This is a genomic window from Candidatus Latescibacter sp. IFSED24, from assembly GCF_058273205.1.
Genome location: NZ_CM177850.1, coordinates 1691748 through 1717446, shown reverse-complemented (window position 1 = coordinate 1717446; position 25699 = coordinate 1691748). Strand labels below are relative to the sequence as shown.

The 25699-nt window shown below is 67.6% G+C and carries 28 protein-coding genes and 1 tRNA gene; 12 read left to right on the top strand and 17 right to left on the bottom strand.

The features are described from left to right. Position 1 precedes the first annotated feature (1 nt). The 5 genes from IFSED24_RS07150 to IFSED24_RS07130 form a co-directional block, all read right to left on the bottom strand. On the bottom strand, positions 2 to 661 hold the full coding sequence (locus tag IFSED24_RS07150; protein WP_491334527.1) for a LamG domain-containing protein: 660 nt from the start codon (positions 659 to 661) through the stop codon (positions 2 to 4). A gap of 63 nt (positions 662 to 724) precedes the next feature. Further along, a complete protein-coding gene (locus tag IFSED24_RS07145; protein WP_491334526.1) occupies positions 725 to 1498 on the bottom strand; it encodes a class I SAM-dependent methyltransferase in 774 nt (257 codons plus the stop codon). A gap of 3 nt (positions 1499 to 1501) precedes the next feature. Beyond that, a complete protein-coding gene (locus IFSED24_RS07140; protein WP_491334525.1) occupies positions 1502 to 2497 on the bottom strand; it encodes a rhomboid family intramembrane serine protease in 996 nt (331 codons plus the stop codon). 137 nt (positions 2498 to 2634) lie between these two features. Next, positions 2635 to 3978, bottom strand: coding sequence for an SGNH/GDSL hydrolase family protein (locus IFSED24_RS07135; protein ID WP_491334524.1), 1344 nt, complete (start codon positions 3976 to 3978; stop codon positions 2635 to 2637). Positions 3979 to 3991: 13 nt separating this feature from the next. Next, positions 3992 to 5353 (bottom strand): OmpP1/FadL family transporter, encoded by a 1362-nt coding sequence (locus tag IFSED24_RS07130; protein WP_491334523.1) that lies wholly within the window; start codon positions 5351 to 5353, stop codon positions 3992 to 3994. A 308-nt stretch (positions 5354 to 5661) separates the two neighbouring features. On the opposite strand from IFSED24_RS07130, the gene IFSED24_RS07125 reads away from it, so the two are divergent. From IFSED24_RS07125 to IFSED24_RS07110, 4 genes are all read left to right on the top strand, one after another. Continuing rightward, positions 5662 to 6513: a biotin--[acetyl-CoA-carboxylase] ligase gene (locus IFSED24_RS07125; RefSeq protein ID WP_491334522.1), complete on the top strand. Its 852-nt coding sequence runs from the start codon at positions 5662 to 5664 to the stop codon at positions 6511 to 6513. 57 nt (positions 6514 to 6570) lie between these two features. After that, positions 6571 to 7161: a hypothetical protein gene (locus IFSED24_RS07120; protein ID WP_491334521.1), complete on the top strand. Its 591-nt coding sequence runs from the start codon at positions 6571 to 6573 to the stop codon at positions 7159 to 7161. Positions 7162 to 7272: 111 nt separating this feature from the next. After that, positions 7273 to 7704, top strand: a complete 432-nt coding sequence (locus IFSED24_RS07115; protein WP_491334520.1) for a BrxA/BrxB family bacilliredoxin — start codon at positions 7273 to 7275, stop codon at positions 7702 to 7704. Between the two features lie 27 nt (positions 7705 to 7731). Continuing rightward, complete coding sequence (locus IFSED24_RS07110) at positions 7732 to 8064, top strand: 4a-hydroxytetrahydrobiopterin dehydratase (RefSeq protein WP_491334519.1); 333 nt, start codon at positions 7732 to 7734, stop codon at positions 8062 to 8064. A gap of 6 nt (positions 8065 to 8070) precedes the next feature. Here the strand turns inward: IFSED24_RS07110 and IFSED24_RS07105 are convergent, their stop codons facing one another. From IFSED24_RS07105 to rarD, 6 genes are all read right to left on the bottom strand, one after another. Then, entirely contained in the window at positions 8071 to 8544 is a 474-nt protein-coding gene (locus IFSED24_RS07105; protein ID WP_491334518.1) for an SET domain-containing protein, read from the bottom strand. Positions 8545 to 8561: 17 nt separating this feature from the next. Continuing rightward, on the bottom strand, positions 8562 to 9575 hold the full coding sequence (locus tag IFSED24_RS07100; RefSeq protein WP_491334517.1) for a 1,9-bis(guanidino)-5-aza-nonane synthase: 1014 nt from the start codon (positions 9573 to 9575) through the stop codon (positions 8562 to 8564). 17 nt (positions 9576 to 9592) lie between these two features. Continuing rightward, positions 9593 to 10459 carry an agmatinase gene (gene speB / locus IFSED24_RS07095; protein WP_491334516.1) on the bottom strand — a complete coding sequence of 289 codons (867 nt, stop codon included), beginning with the start codon at positions 10457 to 10459 and terminating at the stop codon, positions 9593 to 9595. After that, positions 10456 to 10746 carry a hypothetical protein gene (locus IFSED24_RS07090; RefSeq protein ID WP_491334515.1) on the bottom strand — a complete coding sequence of 97 codons (291 nt, stop codon included), beginning with the start codon at positions 10744 to 10746 and terminating at the stop codon, positions 10456 to 10458. Before IFSED24_RS07090 ends, speB begins: the two co-directional genes overlap by 4 nt. Positions 10747 to 10762: 16 nt before the next feature. Beyond that, positions 10763 to 11146: an adenosylmethionine decarboxylase gene (gene speD, locus IFSED24_RS07085; RefSeq protein ID WP_491334514.1), complete on the bottom strand. Its 384-nt coding sequence runs from the start codon at positions 11144 to 11146 to the stop codon at positions 10763 to 10765. 139 nt (positions 11147 to 11285) lie between these two features. Continuing rightward, entirely contained in the window at positions 11286 to 12197 is a 912-nt protein-coding gene (gene rarD, locus IFSED24_RS07080; RefSeq protein WP_491334513.1) for an EamA family transporter RarD, read from the bottom strand. 195 nt (positions 12198 to 12392) lie between these two features. Between rarD and IFSED24_RS07075 the strand changes: the two genes are divergently transcribed. After that, entirely contained in the window at positions 12393 to 13091 is a 699-nt protein-coding gene (locus tag IFSED24_RS07075) for a pirin family protein (RefSeq protein WP_491334512.1), read from the top strand. A gap of 17 nt (positions 13092 to 13108) precedes the next feature. Here IFSED24_RS07075 and IFSED24_RS07070 read toward each other — a convergent pair whose 3' ends face one another. The 4 genes from IFSED24_RS07070 to IFSED24_RS07055 all read right to left on the bottom strand — a co-directional run bounded on the left by IFSED24_RS07070 (position 13109) and on the right by IFSED24_RS07055 (position 16444). Then, positions 13109 to 13309 carry a hypothetical protein gene (locus IFSED24_RS07070; protein WP_491334511.1) on the bottom strand — a complete coding sequence of 67 codons (201 nt, stop codon included), beginning with the start codon at positions 13307 to 13309 and terminating at the stop codon, positions 13109 to 13111. A gap of 15 nt (positions 13310 to 13324) precedes the next feature. Next, positions 13325 to 14743 (bottom strand): aldehyde dehydrogenase family protein, encoded by a 1419-nt coding sequence (locus tag IFSED24_RS07065; RefSeq protein ID WP_491334510.1) that lies wholly within the window; start codon positions 14741 to 14743, stop codon positions 13325 to 13327. A 143-nt stretch (positions 14744 to 14886) separates the two neighbouring features. Continuing rightward, positions 14887 to 14961 (bottom strand) — tRNA-Glu (locus tag IFSED24_RS07060). 112 nt (positions 14962 to 15073) lie between these two features. After that, a complete protein-coding gene (locus tag IFSED24_RS07055; RefSeq protein ID WP_491334509.1) occupies positions 15074 to 16444 on the bottom strand; it encodes a dipeptidase in 1371 nt (456 codons plus the stop codon). Positions 16445 to 16681: 237 nt separating this feature from the next. Between IFSED24_RS07055 and IFSED24_RS07050 the strand changes: the two genes are divergently transcribed. Both IFSED24_RS07050 and IFSED24_RS07045 read left to right on the top strand, forming a co-directional pair. After that, the gene (locus IFSED24_RS07050; protein WP_491334508.1) at positions 16682 to 16852 is read left to right on the top strand and encodes a DUF1931 domain-containing protein; all 171 of its coding nucleotides are present in this window, start codon (positions 16682 to 16684) and stop codon (positions 16850 to 16852) included. 198 nt (positions 16853 to 17050) lie between these two features. After that, complete coding sequence (locus IFSED24_RS07045) at positions 17051 to 18583, top strand: YifB family Mg chelatase-like AAA ATPase (RefSeq protein WP_491334507.1); 1533 nt, start codon at positions 17051 to 17053, stop codon at positions 18581 to 18583. Positions 18584 to 18608: 25 nt separating this feature from the next. Here IFSED24_RS07045 and IFSED24_RS07040 read toward each other — a convergent pair whose 3' ends face one another. Together IFSED24_RS07040 and murB are read right to left on the bottom strand one after the other, a co-directional pair. After that, complete coding sequence (locus IFSED24_RS07040; RefSeq protein ID WP_491334506.1) at positions 18609 to 19529, bottom strand: outer membrane protein; 921 nt, start codon at positions 19527 to 19529, stop codon at positions 18609 to 18611. 137 nt (positions 19530 to 19666) lie between these two features. Beyond that, positions 19667 to 20617 (bottom strand): UDP-N-acetylmuramate dehydrogenase, encoded by a 951-nt coding sequence (murB, locus tag IFSED24_RS07035; protein ID WP_491334505.1) that lies wholly within the window; start codon positions 20615 to 20617, stop codon positions 19667 to 19669. A gap of 141 nt (positions 20618 to 20758) precedes the next feature. Between murB and IFSED24_RS07030 the strand changes: the two genes are divergently transcribed. From IFSED24_RS07030 to IFSED24_RS07010, 5 genes are all read left to right on the top strand, one after another. Continuing rightward, positions 20759 to 21802: an energy transducer TonB family protein gene (locus IFSED24_RS07030; RefSeq protein ID WP_491334504.1), complete on the top strand. Its 1044-nt coding sequence runs from the start codon at positions 20759 to 20761 to the stop codon at positions 21800 to 21802. A 75-nt stretch (positions 21803 to 21877) separates the two neighbouring features. Then, a complete protein-coding gene (locus IFSED24_RS07025) occupies positions 21878 to 22504 on the top strand; it encodes a MotA/TolQ/ExbB proton channel family protein (RefSeq protein WP_491334503.1) in 627 nt (208 codons plus the stop codon). Next, the gene (locus IFSED24_RS07020) at positions 22504 to 22914 is read left to right on the top strand and encodes an ExbD/TolR family protein (protein WP_491334502.1); all 411 of its coding nucleotides are present in this window, start codon (positions 22504 to 22506) and stop codon (positions 22912 to 22914) included. Before IFSED24_RS07025 ends, IFSED24_RS07020 begins: the two co-directional genes overlap by 1 nt. Before the next feature lie 178 nt (positions 22915 to 23092). Further along, the gene (locus IFSED24_RS07015) at positions 23093 to 24505 is read left to right on the top strand and encodes a hypothetical protein (protein ID WP_491334501.1); all 1413 of its coding nucleotides are present in this window, start codon (positions 23093 to 23095) and stop codon (positions 24503 to 24505) included. Continuing rightward, the gene (locus IFSED24_RS07010) at positions 24505 to 25692 is read left to right on the top strand and encodes a hypothetical protein (RefSeq protein WP_491334500.1); all 1188 of its coding nucleotides are present in this window, start codon (positions 24505 to 24507) and stop codon (positions 25690 to 25692) included. The genes IFSED24_RS07015 and IFSED24_RS07010 overlap by 1 nt, the downstream gene beginning before the upstream one ends. The last annotated feature ends 7 nt before the right edge of the window (positions 25693 to 25699 follow it).

The following is a 25699-nucleotide window of genomic DNA, read 5'->3' as shown; positions in this document are numbered from 1 at the left end:
CTCAATCGAAGAGGTTCTTCACGGCCGACCAGGTCACCTGCTCGACGGTCACCACCAGTTCCTCGACCACGATGTTGTCGTAGCTCACCAGCTGGTGCATGGCGATCCCGCCCGAGTAGCTGACCACCGCGAACTGGCCGGTGCGCAGGCGCGCCGGGCTGCTCGTGTCCTGGTGCTGGAGGACCAGGTTGCCGTCGAGAAAGACCGCGAAGTGGAAGCCGTCCAGCCGGAGCAGGACGTGGTGCCAGTCACCACCCGCGAAGGGAGCGGGACTCGCGGCGATCACCGTCCGCTGGGTGTTCAGGGTGCGGGTGAGGATCGCGTCGTTCCAGGGCGCGCTGCGCAGGTTGACGTCGTAGAAATCCGCGAAATCGTTGACCCGGAACCGCAGCAGGTGGTTGGTGCTGTCGAGTGAGCGGATGTCGAAATCGACGCTGACGTCGGCCCACAACGGATCGCCGAAGAGCGAGCTGGAGTAGATCTCGAAGCCGGTGGTCTCGCAGTTGTAGGTCCCCCCGGAGACCGCCCAGCCCGGTCCCACGGGATAGAAGCCGTCAGCGCTGCCATCCTCGAAATCTTCCGCGAAGAGGATGGCCGAGGCCGTCAAGGGCAGGCAGAGGACCAGCAACGAGAGCATGAGGCGGCTGGGGCGAGGCAGCATGACAATCCCTCCGTGCTGCATGGTGGAAGAGATTGTTCATTATGAACCGGTTGGACGCGGCCGTCAACCGGCCGCAGCCGGCGTCCGGGCCGAGGCGGCCAGGAAGATGCCCGGAGCGTCGGTCGCCACCATGGATTCGGCCTCGTCGAGGCGCCGCGAGAGCTGGCTGGCGCCCACCCGCCCGAAGTTGAAGCCCTGGCGGATGCCGCGTTCGAAGAGCAGCCGGGCATAGTCGCTGCGGAAGAGCGAGCGGATCTCGATGTCGACGAAGCCCGCGTCCGCGAGGAGTTCGCGCAGACCCTCGGGCGTGTAGTACTGGACCACCTCGTGCTGGGCGCGGTGGCTCTCGCGCAGCGCCTCGTCGGTGATGGTGGCCAGGGTGTCCACGGAGAAGATCATCTCACCGCCGGGCTTGAGCATGCGGGTGCACTCCGCCAGGATCTCGCGATGCTCGGGGATGTGTTCGAGCACGCAGATGCTGAAGATGCGGTCGAAGGAGTGGTCGGGCCAGCCGACCTCTGGCAGCGGCCGGTCTTCGAAGTCGATGGCGCCGCAGTCGCGCACGTGGCTCGCGTACCAGCGCGCCTGGGCGATGAACTCGGGATTGATGTCCTGGCCGGTGGTGTGGCCGGCGTGCCGGGCGATGAGCAGGGTCTGCAACCCGCTGCCGCAGCCGATGTCCAGCACGCGCTCGCGTCCGGTCCACTCGAGGTCCTCCACCAGCTCGCGGAACTCGATCACCTTGAAGGGTGAGTAGGTGAAGTAGATGTGGGGCCAGAGGCGCATGGCCATCAGCGCGCGCAGGCCGAGTTTCTTCAGTGGGCTCAGCATCGGCATGGCTCAATCCTTCTTGCTGGCCCGGCGGAGGATGTCCTTCTCCTCGTCGGACAGGCTGGTGATGCCCTCGCGGGAGATCTTCTCGAGGATCGCGTCGACCTTGGTCACATCCTGTCCGCCGTAATTCCGGCCGTTGCCGGGGCGGGGCCGCGGGCTGCCGTCGGCGCCGCGCTGCGAGTCGACCACCTTCATCCGCATCCGCGTGCGCCAGCGGTGGTACGCCATGATCAGGCGCTCCAGCAAGTTCGCCTGGCGATTCGGGCCGCGCTGGTAGCCGCCGCCGTCGCTGGTCCGATAGCTGCCGCTGGTCCGGTGGGTATTGCGCTTTGCGCCCTGACCAGGCAGCTGGGGGACCCGGCTCGGGTGGCCGTTCGTGAACAGCCAGAGGAACAGGAACCCGGTGATCATGCCGCCGAGGTGGGCCATGTGGGCGATGTTGCTCCGCCCGACGCCGCCGGCCCCCAGCAGCGAGATCACGCCGAAGACGATGACCGCGATCCGCGCGGGCATGGGGAAGAAGAACACCAGGATCACCGCGTCCGGGAAGGCCAGTCCGAACGCCAGCAAGATCCCGTAGACCGCCCCCGAGGCGCCGAGCATCCAGGAATCCGCGCCGATGCCCACCAGGGTCAGGAGCCCGTAGAGAAGGCCGCCGCCCAGGCCCGAGATCAGGTAGTACCAGGCGAAGGTCCGGGTACCCCAGAGGCCCTCCAGCCGCGACCCGAAGAGCCAGAGCCCCAGCATGTTGAAAAAGAGGTGCATGAAGCTGCCATGGAGGAACTGGTAGGTGAAGAATCGCCAGATCTGGAACTGGCCGATGGCCAGCTCGGTGCGGTAGGCCAGCCAGGTGCCCGGATAGTCGATGCCATTGGCAAAGACGCCGGAGAGGAACTGCAGCACGTAGATGCCGACGTTGATGATCAGGAGCGTGAACACCGCGGGTCCCATGCCGAACCGCGCGCCGTACTCCTCCAGCCGTTGCTGCCGATATCCTCTCACGGGGTCCTCGCTTCTCCATGGGGTCGGTGATCCGCCGCGCCTCGGGCCAGACCACAGAGTAAGTCACGGACCGGCCCCGGGGCAAGGCGGGGGAGCGAAAGGCTCCCCCGCCGAGGCGATCCGGCTTTGCCGGGCGGCTAGTGCGCCGCCAGGCCGGCCAGCGTGGGCACGGGCGGAGCCGGGTACGTCGGATCCCAGGCCTGCTCGGGAACCTCCCCGAGCGCATCGTCTCCCGTGAGCTCCAGCTCGGCGTTGATGGCCTGGATGAACTCGTTGGCCACCAGGCTGTAGCCCCGGTTGTTGGGGTGGACGCCATCGAGGGAGAAGTAGGTGGCGCCGGCCGCATCCTCGACGGACATGCCGTTCATGACCAGGAAGAGGAAATGCGTGTTCGCGGGCGCCGACAGTCCTCCCAGCAGCGTGTGGATGTCGACCACGGTGAAATCGTACTCGGCGGCCAGCTCGTCGATGGCCGTGTTGTAGGCGTCGACCGCGTTCTCGACCACGGTCACCTCGGCCTCGGTCAAGGTGCTGGTCGACGGGATCGGCGGTGTGAAGCCGGCGGACTGCACCAGGCCGAGGGTGGGGAAGGTCATGTAGACGACGTTCTCCTCCTCGGTGGGCAGCGCGGCCCCGACGATGGCGTCGAACTGGGCCTTGGGGATGAAATAGGGGATGGAGGTGATCGAGAGGATGTTGCCCACCACCAGGTGCGGGTCGTAGCCGAAGCGGTCGCGCACCCCGTTGGCGAGGCCGCTGACCACGCCCTCGAGCATGTCGCGGAACGCCGCGCTGGGGGTGACGTTCACGCCCACCTCGGGATTGCCGCCGGTGGCGCCGCCGAGGACGTCGTTGTTGCCGATCCAGATCGTGGCGAGCGTCGGCCCCTGGCTGATGGCCTGATTCAGCATGTTGACGTCGCCGAAGGTGGGGTTGCGCAGGATGAAATCGAAGTAACGATTGCCCGGTGACTGGCTGGTCCCGCTGTCCAGCGCGTTGGTCACGTCGCTGAGCGTGGCTCCGGGCACGCCCAGGTTGTTGTACGGCGTGGGCCAGGAAGCGGCCAGCAAGAGGGTGGTCTGGACGTCGACGAGCTGGGTCGAGTCCCGCACCGCGATGCTGGTGCCGTTCCAGTGGAGCACGCCCGCTGCGTAGGCGGGATTGCTGAGCTGGCTGGTACCGACGCCCGGCCAGGCGATCAGCGGCTGGGCGAACCAGGGATCCATGGCGCTGCTGGGCGAGTAGCCCAGCTGCATGGCGATCTGCAGCGGGAAGCTGGAGAGCTGGCCGTTCATGATCAGGCCACTGTCCATGTAGCCCGCGGTCAGGCTGTTGCCGATGGCCACGTAGCGCTCGAGCGCCGCGGTGCCGGTGGGCTGGGTGATAGCGAGGGATTTTTGTTCGGGGTCGTCCGGGCTGCACCCGGCCAGCACGAGGGCCAGCAGGACGGCGCCGGACATGATCAGCTTGGTCGTCTTCATCACGGCACCTCCTCTAGAAATGATAGCCGACGCCCATGGCCCAGATGTTGGCCACGGTCTCGTAAGAGCCGGCTTCGTAGGACTTGAGCTCGACGGTCTCGGGGTCCTCGGCCTCCTCGGGGAAGAGCGCGGGCTGCCCGCCGTCGAGGTTGTCGCGAGACTTGTTGATGACGGCCATGAACGAGCCCGTGAACCGCCAGGGGCCGGTGGTGTACTGCAGGCCGAAAGAGAAGTCGTTGCGGTCGCCGTCGGGCAGCAGCGGGCTCATGCTCTCCTTGGGCTGCGGGGTCTTGTCGTAGGCGTAGCCCGCGAGCACCTTGAGCTTGGGGGTGGCGTCGAAATCGGCGCCCAGGCGGAACTGCCAGCGGTCCTCGTACTTCTCGGGGATCACCGAGGAGAGGCTGCCGGTGGGGTCGGGATTGAACTTGAGATCGAGCTCCTCGAAGTTGGACCAGCCGAAGTGGACCGCGTCGAACTCCACGAGGAGGCGGGGCGTGAAGCGGTAGGCTGCGCCCAGGCTCAGCATGTGGGGCAGGCCCAGCTCGGTGTCCACCTCGTAGGTGCGCTTGCCCGCCTCGCCGGCGTAGGCGTCGAGCACCGCGTCCACGGCGTCGCGCAGCGCCGGCGGCGCCACGTTGGTCAGCGTGCCCTCCTGGGCCTTGTACTTCATGGTCTTCTCGTGGTGGTACATGACGCCGAGCGACAGCTTCGGGGTCGGCTTGTACATCACGCCGAGGCAGGGTGTGACGTTCAGGTCGCTGGAACCGTCGAGCTGCACGGCGACCACGTTGGTGTAGTCGTTGTTGCCGCCGAAGCGCTGCGGGTTGTAGCGGTTCAGCTCGATGCTCTGGTAGGCCACGTCCACACCCACGGCCACCGCCACCTGCGGCGCCGGCTTGAAGCTCACGGCCGGCGTGATGTAGATGGTGGCCAGGTCGACGTCGTAGCTGGTGTAGCGTCCGACCCAGGTCTCGGGATTCTCCCACTCCACGCCCAGACCGAAGGGCGCCGAGACGCCCAGGCCGAAGGCCCACTTGTTCCCGGTGTTGTGCGTGATTCCGAATCCGGGAATGAGGAAGCTCTGGCTGACCGTTTCACCCGTGGCGGACGGCACTGGAGGGTTGACCTGCTGGTAATTGGTGCTCGGCGCCACGGGCATGAGGTTCAGGTCGACCACGTTGCCGGGCATGAAACCCAGGCCCGCGATGTTGTAGAACAGGGCCGAGCCGTCGTCCACCGAGGCGGTGACGGCGCAACCCATGCCGGTGGCCTTGGCCCCGGCTTCGTAGATGCTGAAGCCACCGGCGAGGGCCACGCCCCCCGTGGCCAGCAGCACGGCCGCGGCCAGGCAGGTCCGCGAATGCAAGGTGTTCATGGTTCCTCCTAAGATGCCGCACCGGCAGGGGGTGCCGGTCGCACGGCGACACACGGTCGTCGTTCCACGCAGGCTGCGCGGCGTCCCGTTCGCTGCCTCACCGCCCGCCCACGATCGGCATCCGGGCAGTGAGACCTTGGCAACGGCGGTCGGCGGGTTATGATCCCGGAGACCTCCGTAACCCCCTCTCAAGGAGACCGGCGTTGCTGTTGCTGACCGACCTCGACGAACAGGGCCTGAGGTCGCTAGACTGGCCAACCGGACCCCTTCTCGTCAAGCCTCGTTTGACAAAATCCGAACATAATCGGGTGGCCACGCTGCGGGCGCTGTTCCCGGCCCCTGGGCGGGTGGCCGTGCACGAGGTCCCCGCCAGCGGTCCCTGGTTGGCGCTGGCGCTGGTGGACCGGGCGGAGGGTTCGCAGTATGACGCTCTGCTGGCCGCGGCGCGTGAGCCGGCCGGTGCGGCGGGCCCGGTGGCGGCGGTGGCGGTGACCGGCCACGGCTTCCATGGCAACCGCGGGCGACCGTGGCACGCGATGCGGGGCAACCTCCACCTGAGCTGTTCTCTGCCGGTGGATCTGGTGGCCGGACATTGCCTCGCGGCCGTCCCGGCGATCCCGGCCGTGGCGGTGGGCGACGCGCTGGCGAGGTGCGCCCCCGATCTGGACGTCCGCATCAAGTGGGTCAACGACCTGCTGATCGCCGGCGCCAAGGTGGCCGGCGTGCTGGCGGCGGCCCAGAGCCGCGGCGAGCGGATGACCGCTCTCACCTATGGGGTCGGTGTGAACGTGGCCGTGAGCCCGCCGGTGGCGCCCACGCTCTTCGTGCCCCGGGTGACCTGCCTGCACGACCATCCCGCGGCCCGGGAGCTGACGTTGGGCCGGCTCTGCATGGCCGTGCTCGCGGCATTCGGGGAGCGGCTGGCGCAGCTGCAGGCCGACGGCCCCGGGCCCGTGGTCGACACCTATCGCCAACGTTGTGGCGATGTGGGGCGCCTGGTGCGGGTCTGGGCCGAGGGGCTGCCCGACGCCGTGGATCCCGCTGCGCTGCCGCCGCCCTTGGCCAGCGGGCGGGTCGTGGGGCTCACCGAGGATCTGGGTCTGCTGGTGGCGGGCGCGGCCGGACCGCTGCATGGCGGCCGCCTGGCGCACCTCGCCTGACCGGAGGTCGGGGCACTCCGCTGGAACCGGCGGAGCCGGCCGGCGTATGCTCTTCCCATGACACGCCATCGCCCCCGCCATCGCCCCGACTGGCTCTGGCCGCTGAGCTGGCTGGTGACCATCGCCATCGTGGTCGTCATCTGGTCGTTGCCCCAGTCGTGGTGGGATGCCATCTGGCCCCGGGGCGAGCTGCACGGGCGTCAACTCACCGGTGAGCCGGCGATGGTCCTCGAGATCGTCGAGCTCGAGATCCGCCGACCGCCGCCGATCGTGGAGGTGACCGAGCGCCAGGAGGAGACCCGGTCCCCGGAACCCTTCGTCGACACCGACTGGTGGCACCGCTCCTGGCAATTCCGCATCGAGGCCGACCTGGGCCGGAGCGCGGCCACGCTGCCCGATTCGCTGCTGCCGACGCCCTTGCTCGCGATCTACGGCGCCCAGGCCACGGTCGATCTCATCCTCGCCGCCCCCGACAGCGTGGTCCAGGCCCGGTTGTGGCAACTCGTCAGCGAGGAGGCGCTCACGCGCGACGACCTCGACGGCCTGTTTTCCGCCATCGCCAAGGCTCGCGCCTACGCCGATCTGAAATCCCGCGAGGCGGCCATGTTCGACGAATTCCAGTTCGAGACGGTACCGGTCCCGCGCTGACGGAGGAGGGGTTGCGGTCTGGGAGGACGGCGTTAGCTTTGGCATCGTAAAGTTGACCAATAATGTCATGTAGATCGGCTCAGAGCCGTTAAACCGATGCAAGGAGACGAGATGGCTTTTTCGCCGTTGATGGTGCAGCCCATGCGCGACGAGGTCGTCCGCCTGGGGGTCGAGGAACTGCGGACGCCCGAGGCTGTCGATGCCTTCCTGGCCGAGGACAGCGGACCCGCGCTGGTCTTCGTCAACTCGGTCTGCGGCTGCGCGGCTGGCAACGCCCGGCCGGCGCTCCTGCTGGTCACCGAGGACCCGGCGTGCCCGGCGCGCCGGGGCACGGTGTTCGCCGGCCAGGACCCCGAGGCCACCGCGCGCCTGCGCCAGCATTTACCCGACCTGCCGCCGAGCAGTCCCTGCTTCTATCTGATCGAGGATGGTAAGGTGGTCGCCCACGTGCCGCGCGAGAGCATCGAGGGCCATACCGCCGAGCAGGTCGCCGTCCAGTTGCGCGCGGGTTTCCGTGATCTGCGGTCCGGATCCGAAGGTTGAACGACGATCCCAACGGGAAGGAAGACCATGTCCAGCCTGGCCGACAAGAAATGCATCCCTTGCAGCGGTGGGGTGCCCAAGCTCACCACCGACGAGATCAAGGCGCTCCACCCGCAGGTAGCGCAGTGGGAAGTGATCCTGGGGCACCACCTGCGCCGGGTCTTCGCCTTCGACGATTTCGTGAGCGCGCTGGCCTTCGTCAACCGCATCGGCGAGGTGGCCGAGGCCGAGAATCACCACCCCAACATCATGCTCACCTGGGGACGCGTGGAGGTGGAGATCTGGACTCACAAGCTCGACGGCCTGGCCGAGGCCGACTTCGTCCTGGCCGCCAAGCTCGATCAGTTGCCGCGCGACTGAGCCGGTTCAGGCCTGCCGGGCATAGCGCCGGGCGATGAAGCGCTGGACGATGCCCTGGGCGAGATACTGTTCGCGCACCCCTCGGGGTAGGAGCCGGAAATCGGTGACGAGGCTGCGGCAGTTGTGGTGTCCGCAGCGGCACGGCATGGTCCAACCGTCCTCGTCCATGGTGGTGGAGTAGTCGTAGCAGATCTCCTCGCCGGGGAGGATGGTGCGGATGGCCACCAGCTTGCGGTTGGCCACGATCCCCGCGTTGGGGTCGCACGAGTGGTTGGCGAAGACGCCCGGTGGTTCGAGCATGATGTAGGTGCGGGGGCCGGTCTGCAGCAGGTTGGCCCCCGTCTCCGTCTGGTGGATCGGGTCTTGCCGCTCGAAGCGCACGCCGTGCAGGCGGATGATCAGGTCGCCGGGCTGGAAGATGCGGCACGCGAACAGACCGCGCCCGAGGGCGCAGCGGTCGACGATCACTTCTTTTTTCATGGCGTGGACCTGGCGGCTCAGAAGAGACGATTCAGGCGTCGGTCCGGGCGCGCACGCCACGAGCCACGGTGGTAGGCGTCGCTCGCCAGGAGCGGCAGCACCAGGGTGGCCTCACCGTACACCATCTGTTCGTACGTCATGTCGACCTTGCCCCAGGAGCAGGCCTCCTGGAGGGTGGAACCCGAGAGCGCACCGTCGCGCTCGTCGGCCACGGTGATCTGGACGGCGTACTTGTGCATGGGCCGTTCCTCGCCCAGGATGTCGGTGGCCACCACCACGTCCTGGGTGAAGTTCTTGGGCACGCCGCCCCCCAGCATGAGGATGCCGGTCTCGCCGACCTCGAGCTTGAGCTGGGTCAGCTCGCGGAAGTCGGCCACCGAATCGATGGTCAGGTGCTCCTCGTTGTGCCACTGGTGGTGCACCAGGCCGAAGCCCGCCGAGCAATCGCTGAACGCCGGACAGAAGATGGGCACGTCGTGCCGGTACGCGGCGTGGACGATGGAGCGGTCGGCCTTGACGCCGCGGTCCTCGAGGTAGGCGCCCATGGCCGCGATGAACGCGCGGGAGGAGTAGGCGCGGGGCGGCAGTGTACCGGCGATCTCGGCGATGGTCATGTCGCAGACCCGCAGTTCTTCCTCGTCGATGTAGGTGTCGTAGATCCGGTCGATGCCCAGCTCGCGCAGTGCGTTGTCGTCCGCCTGCGGGCGGCCCTGGTAGTGGCGGAAGCCGAGGGCCTCGAAGAAGTCCTGGTCGACGATGTTGGCGCCGGTGGCGACCACGGCGTCGACCATCCGGCACTCGATCATGCGCGCGATCACGTCCTTGAGGCCGGCGCTGCAGAGCGATCCGGCGAGGGTCAGGATCACCGCGCATTCGGTGTCGGCGAGCATGCGGTCGACGATCTTCGCGGCGCTGGCCAGGTTGCGGGCCTGGAAGGCCATGTCGCCGTAAGCGGCGATGAGGGGACGTGCGTCGAAGGCCTCGATATCGACATGGCGGACCACGTCCTGCAGATAGTCACGCTTCTGCATGATGAAGAGCTCCTCGCTCAAGCCCTGGCGAGGTAGGCCAGGATCTGGTAGACCAGTCGGGCGGCCAGGAAATCCGGCGCCTTGTTTTGGGCATTGGGCATGAGTTCGACCACGTCGAATCCGACCACCGGGACCCGGCGGCAGACCGCGTCGATCAGCCGCGTGACCTGTCGGTAACGGAGCCCGCCGGGCTCGGGAGTGCCGGTCGACGGCATTTCCGCGGGATCGAGGACGTCGAGGTCGATGGTCAGGTAGACCGGCCCCGCGAGGCGGTCGAGGATGGCCGCGGTGATGGCGGCCTCGTCGGTGAACTGATGCGCGAAGAAGGTGCGCGAGCGGTCCAGGCGCTCGGTCTCGCCGCGATCCATGCTGCGGATGCCGACCTGGACGTAGCGGGCGACCTCGGCGGCGCGGGCCATGACGCAGGCGTGATTGTTGCGCGAGCCTTCGTACTCGTCGCGGGTGTCGGCGTGGGCGTCGAGCTGGAGCACGGTCAGGTCGCCGTGGTGGCGCGCATGGGCCTGGATCAGGCCGATGGACACCGAGTGCTCGCCGCCGAGTCCGACCACGGTCTTGCCGTCCCCGAGGAGCGCCAGGGCCGTATCATGCACCGCGGCCACCATGGCCTCGGGGGTGGCGAAATCGGCGAGAGGGGCCAGGGTCACCAGGCCTTCGCGCCACGGCTCGCTGTCGGTTTCGATGTCGTAGAGCTCCATCTCGGCCGAGGCCGCGAGGATCGCCGCGGGACCGTTGGCGGCGCCCTTCTGCCAGGTGGCGGTGCCGTCGTAGGCGATGGGCAGGATCGCGAATCGCGACGAGGCATACTCCGGCTTCGCCGCCAACCCGCCGAAGGCGCCGGGATCAGGATGCAGGACAGGACTCATCGATCGAAGTCGTCGTCGAGGAAGTCGTCGCCGTCGGTATCATCGAAGTCCTCGAATTCGTCGAGCTCGTCGAGTTCCTCGTCGAGTTCGTCGTCAAGATCATCCTCGAACTCGTCTTCCAGCTCGAGCAGATCGTCGTCCTCGAGATCGCGACGGGACTGCCCTGTCGGCCGTCGGCGCGGGTTCTCCTGCTCCGGGGCCGTCTCGGTCCGGGGCTGGTAGCGGCGCTTACTCGTCGGCTTGGGCTCGCCTACATCAGAGGCGGGTCGATCAGGACGCTTGGCCATGGTCCATCCTCCAGAATCAGACTTGCGGTAAGGCCAGGTTCTCGGCGGACACGAAGCGCTGGAAGCAGCGTTCCGTCACCTCGGCATCGTGCAGCTCGATCAACTCGCTGACCCGAGCCCAGATCTGTCGAGGATCGGTGGTTCCGCAGGTGAAGAAGTCGAAGGCGACCAGCCCGAGGTCGGCATAGGTATGCACCGAGCAGTGACTCTCGTCGAGCACGACGATCGCCGTACAGCCAGCCGGCGAGTTGTCGCCGAAACGGTACCGGACCTGGGAGATGACCGTAGCGCCACTCTCGCGGGCGGCCTGGGCGAGAGAATCAAGCAGGAGCTGATCCGCCAGGCAAAGTTCACGCGAGACATTACGGCAGTCGATCAGAAGGTGTTGTCCCTTATGCAATTCATAAGACCCCCATAAAAAAAGCCCGAGCCAGTGCCGCCTTACGCTTCAGTTCCTGGGGGTCCAGGGCTTGGGGACGGCAATAGAACGGTGCGCAGGGCACCGGATGGCGGAATGATTAGCTCCTTTTCGGGCGATGTCAAGCCCCGTCGTGACCGACGAGGTTTCGGCGCCGACTGGCCAGCAGCGTGTCCAGACTGAACAATCCCAGCGCGCTCCAGATGAGGAGGAAGCTCAGGAGCTCCGAACGGGCGAAGGGTTCGCCGAAGGCCAGGACCGCCAGCAGGAACTGCAGGCTGGGGGCCAGGTACTGCAGGAAGCCCACGGTGGCGTACCGCAGGCGACGCGCGGCGTTGGCGAACCAGACCAGCGGGACCGCCGTGATCACGCCGCTGAGGATCAGGAGCAGGTCGGTGGCGCGGTCGAGATGTCCGAAGACCAGGACTTCGCGCCCATTCCAGAACAGGAGAGCCGCCAGAGCCAGCGGGGCCAGCAGGCCCGTCTCGATGGTCAGGCCGCGCACGCCGCTGACCGGGGTCAACTTGCGCAGCAGGCCGTAGAAGCCGAAGGAGAACGCCAGGACCAGCGAGATCACCGGCAAGCCGCCGAGGCGCAGGCCCATGATCACCACGCCGGCGGTGGCCAGGCCCAGGCTCGTCCATTGCAGGGGCCGGAGCCGTTCGCGCAGGATGACCAGACCCAGCAGCACGTTCACCAGGGGGTTGATGAAGTAGCCGAGACTGGCCTGGAGGAGGTGATCATGGGCCACCGCCCAGATGAAGGTGAACCAGTTGGTGGCCACCAGGAGTGTGGAGAGGGTGAGGGCCAGGAGCAACCGTGGGGCCCGGGCGGCCTGGACGGTGGCCGCGAGGTCGCCCCGACGGGCGAGCAGCAGGGCCAGCAGCACCAGGGACCACACGATCCGGTGGGCGAGGACCTCGCTGGCCGGGACATGGGCCACGGCCTTGAAGTAGAGCGGACACAGGCCCCACCAGAGGTAGCAGGCCAGGCCGTAGAGGACGCCGGTGGTGGTCTGGCGCTGGTCGGTCATGGGCGTCCATCGGTTGGAAGGTGGCGGGGCGGAACCCAAGATCGATGCCGTCCTGGGCGTGGGCAAGGGACAGCTGCGCCATAATACTTGTTGCGACAAATATAGAGCAAACATATATTATCGCTGAGAATCGACCAGGCTATTGGACCCGCTCATCGTCTTCACCGGCAGATGAGTGCTGCAGGAGGGCGCACCATGATCGTCAAGCGACCCGCGGCCGAACGGGGCCACGCCGACCACGGCTGGCTCGACACCCATCACACCTTCTCCTTCGGCCAGTACCACGATCCCCGGCACATGGGTTTCCGCACGCTGCGCGTGATCAACGACGACATCATCCAGCCGGGGCAGGGTTTCGGCACCCATGGGCATCGCGACATGGAGATCGTCAGCTACGTGGTCTCGGGAGCGCTCGAGCACCAGGACAGCATGGGCAACGGTTCGGTCCTCAGGCCGGGCGACGTCCAGCGCATGACCGCGGGGCAGGGGGTCCGGCACAGCGAATTCAACCCGTCCGACACCGAGCCCGGCCGCTTCCTGCAGATCTGGATCCTGCCCGAGCGCGAAGGGCTGCCACCCGGTTGGGAGGAGAAGCATTTCGATCCGGCGGACCAGCAGGGAAGGCTGCAGCTGATCGTCTCGCCCGAGGGCGAGGACGGCGCGCTGAAGATCCACCAGGACGTGCGGATCTACGCCTCTCGCCTGGCGCCGGGCGAGACGGTGAGCCAGGAGCTGCGGGCCGGCAGAGCCGCCTGGGTCCAGGTGATCCGGGGCCGGGTCGACCTGGACGGCTTGACGCTCGAGCACGGTGACGGGGCGGCGATCAGCGAGGTCGACTCGTTCGGGCTGGCCGGGATCGAGGCGGCCGAACTGCTGGTCTTCGACCTGGCCTGACCTGGCGCCGGAGTCCGCTAGACCTCGGGTTTCGCCTTGCTCTTGGGCTTGATCCGTCCCAGGACGTGCCACACCGGCAGCGCGGTGAACCCACCGACGATGCCGGCGAGGTAGCCGGGCATGCCGCGCTCGAAGAGGGCGTGCCAGAGCAGCTCGGCCAGGAAGCTCGCCGCCAGCATGGCGATGACCGTGAAGAGCAGGCGTTGCCAGAAGACCATCGAATTCCTCCGGGGTCAGAAGTTGCGGTGGAAGCGTCGGGCCAGTTCGGCCGCCGACAGCGATTCGTCGAGATACTCCTCGCGGGCCAGGGCCATCCACTTGGGATTGGGCCGCCGCCGGGCGATGCGATGGATGTTCAGCAGGTGTCGCGCGCTGATGTTGTCCATGGTCACGTTGCCGCCGCCGGGACCGCAGGAGAGCATGAACGAGGGATTGAGCGAGGTCACCATGCCGCCCAGCGCACCCTGGGTCGAGGGGACGTTCACCAGGATGCGGCCGGCGTCGATGACACGGGTGAAGTACTCGATCCGCTCGTCGTCATTGGAGTAGATCACGGCCGTGTGGCCGGTGCCCCCGAAGCGGGTGATCTCCGAGCAGCGACGGATGGCCAGGTCGAAGTCGGGCTCGACGTAGAAGGCCAGGATGGGGGCGAGGATCTCGGCCGACAGCGGCTGGTCCAGCCCCACGGCATCGAGGTGTGCCAGCAGGACGCGGGTGCCCACGGGCACCGTGAACCCGGCGCTCTCGGCGATGCGCCCGGCGGGCTGGCCCACCACGCTGGCGGTCATGGTGCCACGTTCGCGGTCGAAGGCGATCCGCCCGACCGCCTCGGCCTGTGCCGCATCCAGGAAGTAACCGCCCGCGGCCTCGAACGCCGCGATCACCGCGCCCGCCACCTCTTCCTTCACCACCACCGCCTGTTCGCTGGCGCAGACCGTGCCGTTGTCGAGCAGCTTGGATTCCAGAATGCTCCGCACGGCGAAGGGAATGTCGGCGCTGGCACCGATATAGGCTGGCACGTTGCCGGGCCCCACGCCAAGGACGGGGCGGCCGGTCTGCAGCGCCTTCTGCACGAGGCGGGTCGTGCCCGTGGCGAGGATGAGGGCGAGACGCCGGTCGGCCATGAGTTCGTCCAGGATGCGCGGGCTGGGCTTGGCCAGCCACTGGATGGCATGTTCGGGAGCTCCGGCGGCCAGGGCCGCCTCGTAGCAGCATTCGGCCGCGGCCACGCAGGTCCGGCGCGCGGCCTGCGGCGGACTGATGATCAGGGGGTTCCGGGTCTTCAGGGCGATGAGGATCTTGAAGATGGTGGTGGCGCTGGGGTTGGTGACCGGCACGTAGCCGAGCACGGGGCCGATGGGCTGGGCCACCTCCACGAGACCGCCGCAGGGGTCGGAGGCGATGACCCCGACGGTTCGCTGATCCTTGATGTCCTCGTACACGAGCTGGGTGGCGATGACGTTCTTGAGCACCTTGTCGCGCCAGTCGCCCAGGGCGGTCTCCTCGGCGGCCATGCGGGCCAGCACGATGCGTTCGTCGAGCGCCCGCAGATAGACGGCCCGGACGATGCGGTCGGTGGCGGCCTGGTCGAGTTGCCGGAAGGTGGCCGCGGCCGTGGTGGCGTTTTCGAGCAGGGTCTGAGCCTTGGCCATGTGGTCCTCCAGGGGAGAAGGGCATGGTGGGCATGGTAAACCGGATGAATGGTGGTGGAAACCGAATCTTGGGGGAAGGGGCGTGGCGGCCGACCACCAGCGGGCACAGAAAAAAGCAGCCCCGGGAGGCTGCTGATTCGGTATGGCGTCCCCTACGGGACTCGAACCCGTGCTGCCGCCGTGAAAGGGCGGTGTCCTAACCACTAGACGAAGGGGACGCCTCGAGAAGGCGGAAAGCTATCCAGAACGAGAGGATCTGTCAAACCGAATCGGTCGGGCCGACCCGTCGCCGCCGGCCAACGAGGACCGGCGACGGCTGGGTCCGCAGGTTCAGGCCCTGGCTGCTTCCTCCAGGAGGATCGCCGTGGTCCGGCACCCGTTCACGAAATTCGCGACGTGGAACTTCTCGTTGGGGCTGTGGATGTTGTCGGTGGAGAGGCCGTAGCCCAGCAGCAGCACCGGCGACTTCAGGCATTCCTGGAAGGTGCCGACGATGGGGATGGAGCCGCCCTCGCGGATGAAGACCGGCCGCGCCGAGAATCCCGTCTCCAGCGCCTTCATCCCGGCCTGCATCATGTCCGACTTGCGCGGCACCAGCACGGGGTTGGCGTTGTGCAGGTTCTCCACCTCGCACTGGACGCCCGGCGGGCAGATCGACTGCACGTAGTCCTGGAACGCCTTGGCGATCTTCTCGGGATCCTGGTCCGGCACCAAACGCATGCTCACCTTGGCGGTGGCCTTGGCCGGGATGATGGTCTTGGCGCCCTCGCCGCCGTAGCCGCTGGTGATGCCGTTGACGTCGCAGGTGGGCCGGGCCCACATCCGCTCCAGGGTGGTGTACCCGGCCTCGCCGTAGGCCGACGGCGCTCCGGTCTCCTGCCGCAGCACCTCGTCCGTGTAGTTCAGCGAAGCGAAGGCGTCGCGCTCGTCCTGCTCCAGCGCGATGACGTCGTCGTAGAAGCCGGGGACCAGGCAGCGGCCCTGGTCGTCCTTGAGCCGCGCCACGATGTCGCAGATGGCGTTGCCGGGATTCTGGACCGTGCCGCCGAAGCTCCCCGAATGGAGGTCCATACCGGGTCCCGAGAGGCGGATCTCCATGAAGCAGAGGCCCTTGAGCGAATAGCAGACCGCCGGAGTCTCCTCGTTGTAGAGGGTGGTGTCGCTGACCACGACCGCGTCGCAGGCCAGCTTCGCGGGGTTCTGCTCGGTGAACTCGTAGATCGAGTGGCCGCCGGCCTCCTCCTCGCCCTCGATGATGAACTTCACGTTCACCGGCAACTCGAAGCCCAGCTTCCGGTAGGCTTCCACGGCCTTGACGTGGCAGTAGACCTGGCCCTTGTCGTCGCTCGACCCCCGGGCATAGATCCGGCCATCCTTGATCACCGGCTCGAAGGGTGGACTGTCCCAGAGGTCGAGAGGATCCACGGGCTGGACGTCGTAGTGGCCGTAGAACAGCAGGGTCCTGCGATCGGGGCGCTGTTCGCTCTCGGCATAGACCAGGGGGTGCCCGTCGCCTTCGATGACCTCCACGTGCAGGCCGAGATCGCGCAGCTCGTCGGCCACGAAGCCGGCGGCCTGGACGATGTCGGCATCGTGGGCGCTCTGCGAACTGATGGAGGGGATCCGGAGCCAGTCACAAAGCTGGTCGAGGTGGCGCTGCTGGTGCTCGGCGAGGTAGGCGAGAACCCGATCGGTACTCATGGGCAACTCCTTGGAACTGGGCCGTGGTGGCCTGCAGGGAGGGTTTGGGCTCGAAATGAGTGTCCAAACTAATGCTTGACAGTATTCCCTGTCGAGACGATTGTGTGCCGGCACGCTAGAGGCGCAGAACCAGCCAAAGGCGCCCTTTTCCGATTGATGGAGCAAGTCGTGGCGGATGCGACTTCATTCCGAGGAAGCAGCCGCACAACCCGGACCCGAGCGCGAGGGAGGACCCCAATGGCCGACCTGATTATCAGCAAGAGCAAGACCAAGGAAGCCGTCAGCGAGTGTAACGTGAGCGGTGAGTTCTACGAGGCCCTGGATGCCAAGGTGCGTCAGCTGATCGTGACCGCCGAGAAGCGCGCCATCGCCAACGGTCGCAAGACCGTGCGCCCCCAGGATCTCTAGGCTGCTGCGGGACGACCCGCACGGAGATCTCGAGGGACCCCGACCGGGGTCCCTTTTTCTTTGCCCTGCATGACAGTCGCCGCCGGGATGTCGACTGCGGTGGACACCGGGCTCCTCGTTCCGGTGCCGACGCCCGTCCGATCCCGACGATACGCCGCCGGGTCCGGCGTTTGCTTGGCGGATCCCGGGAGGTGAGCCATGGCCATGGTGGTGCGCACCGGCGGTTTGCAGGGGATCGAGGGCTGCCTGGTCAATGTCGAGGTGGATCTGACACGGGGCTTGCCGGGCTTCCACCTGGTGGGTTTGCCGAATACCGCGGTCCGGGAGAGCCGGGAACGGGTGCTGGCGGCGATCCGCAACAGCGGCCACCAGTTGCCGGCCGGCAAGGTGACGGTGAACCTGGCGCCGGCCGACGTGCGCAAGGAGGGCTCGGGACACGACCTGGCCATCGCCGTGGCCGTGATCGCGGCCCAGCGCCAGCGCCAGGGCCGGACCATCGCCGGCGGCGACCGGGGGCTCCTGCTCGGCGAACTCTCGCTCTTCGGCGACGTCCGCCCGGTCCGGGGTCTCCTGGCCATCGCCCTCGACGCGGCGGCGCGGGGGGAGGCCACCGTGGTCGTGCCCGCGAGCCAGGTCTGGGAGGCCCGCCTGGTTCCCGCGCTCGACGTGGTCGGGGTGCAGGACCTGCGCGAGGCCGTGTCCTGGTACCTGGACGGCGTGCGACCGGCGGCGCGGCCGGGATCACCGCCGCCACCCCGGACCGGCGAGTCTCCCCGTCCCGAACAGCTGGCCCTGCAGCCCCTGGCCGCGCGCGCGGCCGAGCTCGCCGTCGCCGGCCGGCACCACTTGCTGCTGCTGGGGCCTCCCGGGGCGGGCAAGACCAGGTTGGCGCGACTCCTGGCCATGATGCTGCCCGACCTCGAAGAAGCGGAGGGGCTCGAGGTCACGCGCATCCACAGCGCGGCCGGGCTCCTGGCGGCGCATGGCCTGGTCCGCCGGCCGCCGTTGCGGGCGCCCCACCACACCATCACCACGGCCGGGCTCCTCGGTGGCGGCCCGCACTTGCGACCCGGCGAGGTGACCCTCGCTCACCGCGGCGTGCTGCTGCTCGACGAGTTCACCGAGTTCGCCGCCCGCACTCTCGACGCGCTGCGCGAGCCGCTGGCCGAAGGGCGGGTGCGCCTGTCCCGCAGTCCGGGACAGCGGACCCTGCCGGCCGCATTCCAGCTCGTGGCGGCCGCCAATCCGTGCCGGTGCGGTTTTCTGGGCAGCCGTCACCGGAGCTGTCGTTGCAGCGCGGGAGACCTGACCCGCTACCGCGCGCGCCTCTCCGGTCCCCTGCGCGACCGCTTCGACCTGGCCGTGGAGATGGGAGACGGTCGCACGGAGTCGCTCTCGACCGTGCCGGACCGGCTGGACCGTGACCTGGCGACCTGGCCGCAGCGGCTGGCCCGTGCCCGGAACCTGCTGGCGGAGCGCCCCGATCCGCCGGCTGGCTGGAGCCTGGCGCGTCGCGTGCATGCCTATGGGCTCGATCGTGGCGCGGTGGCTCTGCTCGAAGAAGCCCGCCAGAAACTGGGCCTTTCGGCGCGTGGCGTCCTCCGCGCCTGCAAGGTGGCCAGGACGGCAGCCGCGCTCGAGGGCCTGCTCACCGTGTCGGCACCCCAGGTGCGCGAAGCCCTGGTCTACCGACACGAAGCCCTCGGCTGCCTGCAGGCTGCCGAGGGCTGAAGCGGGGCACGGCCGTGGCGGTCGGTCAGAAGGAGACCACGAAGCCGAGCTGCCAGGCCAGGCCGCCGAGAGTCTCGCTCTTGTAATCCTTCACCCTGGTGAAGGTGCCGGTCTCGTCGAATTCATACACCGGGATCTGGACGGTGTCCGCATCGCGCGAATCGAAATAATCGGCAGGTGTGAACTCGATCGAGTGGACCTGGTAGAGCACCTCGGCGCGCACCGAGATCATGCTGTCGGCGATGACGCGGATCCCGCCGCCCAGGTTGAAGCTGACGTTGCCGCTGCCGGTGTCGGTGTAGTTGGAATCGAGATTGTAGTAGGCATAGCCGGCGCCACCGGTCACGTAGGGGTGCCAGCGTCCCTCGCCGCCGGACATGTTCAACGGATACCAGACCGCGTTGAGATTGCCGATGAAGACCAGCGCCGAGCGATGCTCGGGGTCGAATTCGCCGATCTCTTCGACCTCTTCGGGGTTGCCGCCGCCCTCGGGGCTGATGGAGTAGGGGTTGGTGATCTCCTGCTCGTAGTTGGCGAAGGTGATGCCGAACTGGGTCTCCAGCGCCAACCAGCTGGTGAAATTGTAGCCCACGCGGAGGATCGGGTTGAAGGCCGACTCGCCCACCAGCTTCATGTCGCCGTAGTAGAACGCCTCGTCGGTGGCCTTGTAGATGATGCTGTCGTGCTGGAGGAGGGTCTTGTTCAGGTTGAAGTAGCCCAGGGTGAGGGACAGGTCCCAGCGGCCCCCCTCGATGGCGGGGACGTACTTCTCCTCCTCGGTTTCGACCTCGGTGATCTCCTCCTCGACTGCATCGCCGACGGTCAGGTCGAAGACCTTTTCGTCCTTGTCTTTCTGGCCCGCGGGCGGGGTGGTCTGGGCCCAGGCTGCGCCGGTCGCGAGAAGAATAGCGAGACTAAGCAGGGCGACGACAGACTTCTTGGCCATGAAACTGCTCCTGTCGGATCTGACCCGGTGGGGCGGACCAGCCCACTTGGCGCATGCGGCGGGGGCACGTCGCACGTGCGGGACTGTGGATGCACCGTATTAAAATCAGGTGCGCGGTTGGGAGTGTCAACCGGAACTTAATCCACGCTGCCATCAGGGCTTGCGCCGGGGGTGGCGAGGTGGCGGACCTCCTCGCTCAACTCCTCGCCGAAGCGATCGTGCACGGCGCGCTTCATCCTCTCAGCCAGCGTCAGGACTTCACGGCACGTGGCCCGGCCGGCGTTGATGATGATGTTGGCGTGCTTGGGATAGACCGCTGCGTCGCCCTCCCGCATGGTCTTGGCGCCGACGGCCTCGAGCAGCTGGCCCGCGGCCCGCCGCCGCCGGCCGGGAGCCTCGGGGGGCAGGTTCTTGAAGTAGCTGCCGGCGCACGGTTCGCGCCAGGGGTGCTTGCGTCGGCGGTCGGCCAGGTGTTCCTCGCGGACCTGGCCGGCCGCGGCGAGGTCGCCTCGGGACAGGTTCAGCACCAGGTCCAGCACCATGTCGTTGCGACCCTTGAGCGCGCTGGAGCGGTAGTCGAAGGCGAAGTCCTCGGGGCCGAGCACCTCCAGGCGACCGTCGGCGCGCAGTACCGTGGCCTCGACGAGGAGGCTGCCGATCTCCACCCCGTAGCAGCCGGCATTGCCCACCAGGGCGCCCCCCACGGTGCCGGGAATGCCCGAGGCGAATTCCAGTCCCGTCAGGCCCTGCCGCAGGGTTTCTGCTACCAGGTCGTCAAAATCCCAGCCAGCGCCCGCATGCACCGCATCGCCCCTGATCGCCAGATCGTGGCAGCGCATCAACAGGATCATGCCGGCATAACCCTCGTCGGCGGCCAGGATATTGCTGCCGCCGCCCAGGCAGGTCCAGGGCAGCCCGTGTCCTGCTGCGAAGTCCAGGAACCTTTGGGCCTGCTCGGCGTTTTCCACCGGACAGACCAGGCCGGCCGGCCCCCCGATGCGGAACGTGGTCAGCTCGGCGAGGGGCAGGCAGGAGGCCACGTCCAGGCTCGACGCCATCCGCTGCCAATCGTGTTCGGCCAGGTTCATGTTCCCTGCTCGCTGGGTTCGAGAGACCGCGGCGTTGGGGTTGCCAGCACCGGGACACCTTTGCAAAGATACGGCGAGTGGGTACATTCCCACCCCGTGGACCATGTTGGGGTTCCGGCGAACACTGATCAAGGCTGGATCGTGACCGATCGTCGTATTCTCAGGAACACCCTCGCGGTGTCGTTCGTGCTGCACCTCCTGCTGGCGGTGCTCACCTGGAACGTGCCGTTCCTGCCGTCGGTTCCTCCCGAGGCCGCCGCCGAACCGACAGTGGAGCTGTTCCTGGTCCCCGACGACCTCGCCGCGCCCGCGGCCGCGGAGGATCCCGAGCAGCCCACCCGCTATACCGAGATTCCCGACCGGCTGGCGAGCGAACGGCCAGACCAGGCCGATTTCCTGGCCATGCGCGACAGCCGCGCCGCGGATCGCCTGCCCGGGGGCCAGGACGGCGACCAGCCCGGCACCGAACGCGAGGCCGAATTCCCCCAGGTGGCCGTGGCTCCCGAGAACCTCGCCGGCGCCGAGGGCGTCACCGTGGAGCAGCCGGTGCTCTCGCCCCAGGCCCAGCCGCGCGAGGAGGCCGAACGCGCCCAGGCCGAGCAGCAAGAGGAGCAGCGCGGCGCCGAGGTCGAGGGGCCGGGAGACCTGCTGATCCCCGAGGCCAACGAGGCCGAGGGCGAGCAGCAGAAGGAAGGCGCGGAGGAACCGAATCCCGAGCGCGGCGACTTCGACGACTGGCTCGCCGAACAGCGCACGCCCTCGCTGCTCAAGGAAGGCGAGCAGCAGGCGCCGGGCGATCGGGGCTTCGACTACCGGCAGCAGGAGCAGAGCCGGATCGGCGCCAACGTCGCCCTCGACGGCGACTTCTCGCTCAGCACCTACGAGTGGAACTTCGCGCCGTGGATGCGGCGCTTCGCCAACGACCTGCACCGCAGCTGGATGGCGCCCTATGCCTACCGGCTGGGCATCATCAGCGGCTACACGCGGATCCGCCTGGTGGTGGAGCGTGACGGCCGGCCGAGTCGCATGGAAGTCCTGGAAGAAGAGGGGCACGAGTCCTTGCACACCGCGAGCATGGCGGCGTTGCAAGCCTTCGCGCCCTACGCCCCGTTGCCCCCCGATTTCCCCGACGATCAGCTTGTGATCTTGCTGGGGCTGCACTATCCTGCGTGGAAGCGACGGTGATCCCGGCCTGAGGACGGCAAGGGGCACCGGCTTTTTTTGCAGATCGACGAACGTGCCGAAAGGAACCTGACCGACATGTGGGACATGATACTGGCCGGCCGCTACATGATGATCCCCATCGCGCTCTGCTCGCTGGTGGGCGTGGCGGTATTTCTGGAACGGCTGCTGGTGCTGCGCCACAAGCGGATCGTGGTTCCCGAGATCGCCAGCGCGGTGGAGACGCTGCCCCGGGCCAGCGATTTTTCGGTGGCCTACGCGGTCTGCGACCGCCATCCCGGCCCCTTCGCCAACGTGATCCGCGCTGGCCTCGACCACGCCGGGAACGAGTGGGAGATCACCCGGGACGTGCTGCAGGAAGTGGGGCGGCAGGAGTCGGTCCGCCTGACCCGGAACCTGCGCGTCCTCGAGACCATCGCCGCGGTGGCGCCGCTCCTGGGGCTGCTGGGCACGGTGGTCGGCATGATCCGGGTCTTCGGCGCCATCGGCAAGGTGGGCCTCGGCAACCCCGAGGTCCTCTCGTCGGGCATCAGCGAGGCCATGGTCACCACCGCCGCGGGCCTCTTCGTGGCCATCCCGGCGCTGGTCTCGCACAACTGGCTCGAGGGGCGCGCCAACGCCATCATCTTCGACATCGAGGTCTACGCCACCAAGGTCCTGGACACCATGCGGGCTCGCCGTGATCGGGCCGCCGGTGCGGTCTGATGGACTTCCGGCCACCCAAGAAGGGACAGGGGATCGTCATCAACGTCACGTCGCTGATCGACGTGATGTTCCTGCTGCTGATCTTCTTCATGGTCTCGAGCACGTTCAAGAACCAGCCGGCCATCGACCTCGCGCTGCCCCGGTCGACCACCGCCCAGGAGACGGCGCTCACGCCCTCGGTCGTCTACCTCACCCGCGATGGCAGGCTCTTCCTCGATGAAAACGAGATCGACGAAGCCGACCTCGGCGAGCGCCTGCGCCAGTTGCAGGCGGCCAGCCAGGAGGATCGCATCGTGCTGCGCGCCGACGAGCACGCCGAGCACGGCGCGGTGGTCGAGCTCATCGACCTCATCAAACAGAGCGGGTTCCGCCGTGTGAGCCTGGCCGCGCGGCCGCAGGGGGGGTCCTGATCGCGGGAACCCGGGATGGTCCGGGTTTGTTGGCAAGTTCGATGTGCTGAGCTGGCCCAGCGGTCCGGAGGGCCGGGCCGGGCGGCAGGGAAACCCTTCCTTCTGGCGCCAGCGCAGGCTATCTTCCCCGGATCCGAATACCGAGTCGATGCCCATCGTCGAGACGAAAGAAGCGCCCTTGGCACGGAAGCGACCTCACCTGGACCGCCCCCTGATCCTGGCGATCAGCAGCCTGACCTTCGTCGTGCTCGTGGTTGTCGGCGGCAGCGGCTGCAACAGCGACACGCCCTCGCCGCTGGGCGCCAACCTGCACGAGACCGTCATCGACACCTCGCTGGCGACCCTGGCCATCGACCAGGTCGTGCAGTACGGCGCGCTCGCTGTCAGCAACCCCAGCGTTCCCGCCGACAAGTTCGAGGTGCTGTACCTGGGTAGCGACGGGGTCGACGAATCCTCGATCCTGGCCAATTACGACTTCGGCGTGTTCGACCACCCCGATTCGGCCTACCTGTTGCCCTTCCTCACGCCCGAGAACATCCGATCGGTGGACATCCGGCTGACCATGCTGCGCTGGTACTATCCCGCGTATGACGACACCAACTACACCGAGGGGAAACCCTGGCCGGGGGCGGCCAAGTACTACGACATCCACCAGCTCGCGGCTCCCTTCGACTCCCTGACCTATCCGGGCGCCGAACCCGCCTACGACGGCACGCGCCTCGATGTCCCGCGGTCGGACCCCCTGCCCAAGGATGGCGCGATCTCCATCGACATCTTCGAGGAGCCGGTCCTGGAGTGGCTCGCGGCGCGTGCCGAGGTGGGGGTGATCATCCGCGAGGGTGCCGGGAGCGATCCGGGCCTGCTGGGTTTCGCCAGCAAGGAGATGGCCCACGGCGCCTCGACGCTCGAGGATGCCTACAACGCCCAGATCTCCCTCGGGCCGGCGCTGCGCATCGACCTGGAACTCACGCCCGATGAATGGGGCAACGACCGCACCGTCCTGATCGTCCGGCCCCGCGCCGACGTCTCGACCTGGCACCAGCTCCAGCCGCCGAGCACCGATGTCACCCAGTCGCTGATGCTGCGGTCGCACGTGCGCGCGCTGCCGGTCATCCGCTTCGACCTGAGCAACCTGCCTCCCGCCATCAGGATCAACAAGGCCGAGCTGGTGGTCTGCAACGACACAACGCAGAGCGTGGGGCACTGGAACGCGCTCACCGTCTCGGAGATCGCGCCCACGTTCGCCCCCGACGGCGCGCTCACCAGCGTCAAGCTCGACGACATCGAACCCGAGATCTACTTCCTGGACGGCCTGTCCGCCGATCCCATCCACCTGGAGAACCACACCTTGCGTTTCGATGTCGCGGCCTCGATCCAGCGCTATGTCAACGGGGCGTACGAGGGAGAGCGCGCCTTCCTGCTGGCCAACGGCGAGTACTTCTTCCCGGGCTGGAACAGCAACCCCGATCCCGATTTCTGGTTCACCAAATGGGTGTTCTTCGGCACGGCCGCCGCGGACCCCGAGCAGCGTCCCCGTCTCGAGATCACCTACACGCGGGCCAACGAACTCAGCGACGGAAAGGAGCAGTGATGATGCGCCGGCTGCTGCCCTGCCTCCTGCTGTCGCTGATGGCCGCCACGGCCACCGCCCAGACCCCCTTCGCGCTGAAGGCCCTCGGCCAGAACGTGGAGACGGGGTCGGCCCGCGACTCCGGCCGCGGCGGCTGGGGCATGGCCGACAGCGACACCCTGACTCCCGGTTCCCTCAACCCCGCGGCGCTGGCCGACCTGCGCTACACCGGCCTGATCTTCAGCGGCTACGGCGAGAGCACCACCAGCGAGGGCTACGGCGAGAAGCGCAAGAACACCCGCGTCTTCCTGCCCAACATCCGCCTGGCGTTGCCGTTGCGCGCGGGGCGTCTGGCACTGCACGCGGGCTTCAACATCAAGCGCTCGATGCAGTACGAGACCCGCATCGAGGTGGACTACTCGCCCTTCGACTCGACCTATGCCGGCTACCAGCGTTACCGCCGCGAGGGGACGCTCTACGAGATGCCCCTGGGTCTGGCCTGGCGACCGACCTCCGGGCTGGCGCTGGGGGCGAGCTACAACGTGGTGCGGGGGAACATCGACGAGTCCGTCGGCGAGATCGTCAACCTGCACCTGCCGACGAACCGCGACCAGACCGACGAGCTGAACGGCCACACGGGCACCTTCGCGCTACTCTGGAACCGCTGGGGCTTCCTGCAGCTCGGCGGGTCCTACACGCTGCCCTACGATCTCGAGTTCAACCGCACCATCCGGCTGGGCGGCGTCAGTCAGGCGAGCACGACCAGCTTCCCGACGCGGATGCCCGAGGAATACAAGGCCGGCCTCATGCTGAACCTGGGCAAGCACTGGCACTTCGGCGCGGACGGACAGTTCATGCCCTTCAGCAAGATGTCCGGCCACGACCTGTGGGAGCCGTATCTGCGCGACGAATGGACGCTTTCGGCGGGGTTCGAACGCAGCTGGTACGCGCACACGCACGGTCGCCGCTACAGCCCGCCCATCCGGTTCGGGTTCCAGTGGCGGCACTGGGGGCACGCCATCAACGGCTACCCCATCGACGAGCAGGTCTTCAGCGTCGGGACGGGCTTCCCGTTCCGCAACCGTCTGGGCACCATCGACATCTCCCTGTCCTATGCCCTGATCGGCGACGAGGCCAAGAACGGCTATCAGAGCCGGTCGCTGCGACTGGGTGTTTCCATCACCGGCCTGGAGCCCTTAGTATTCTAGGGCTCGC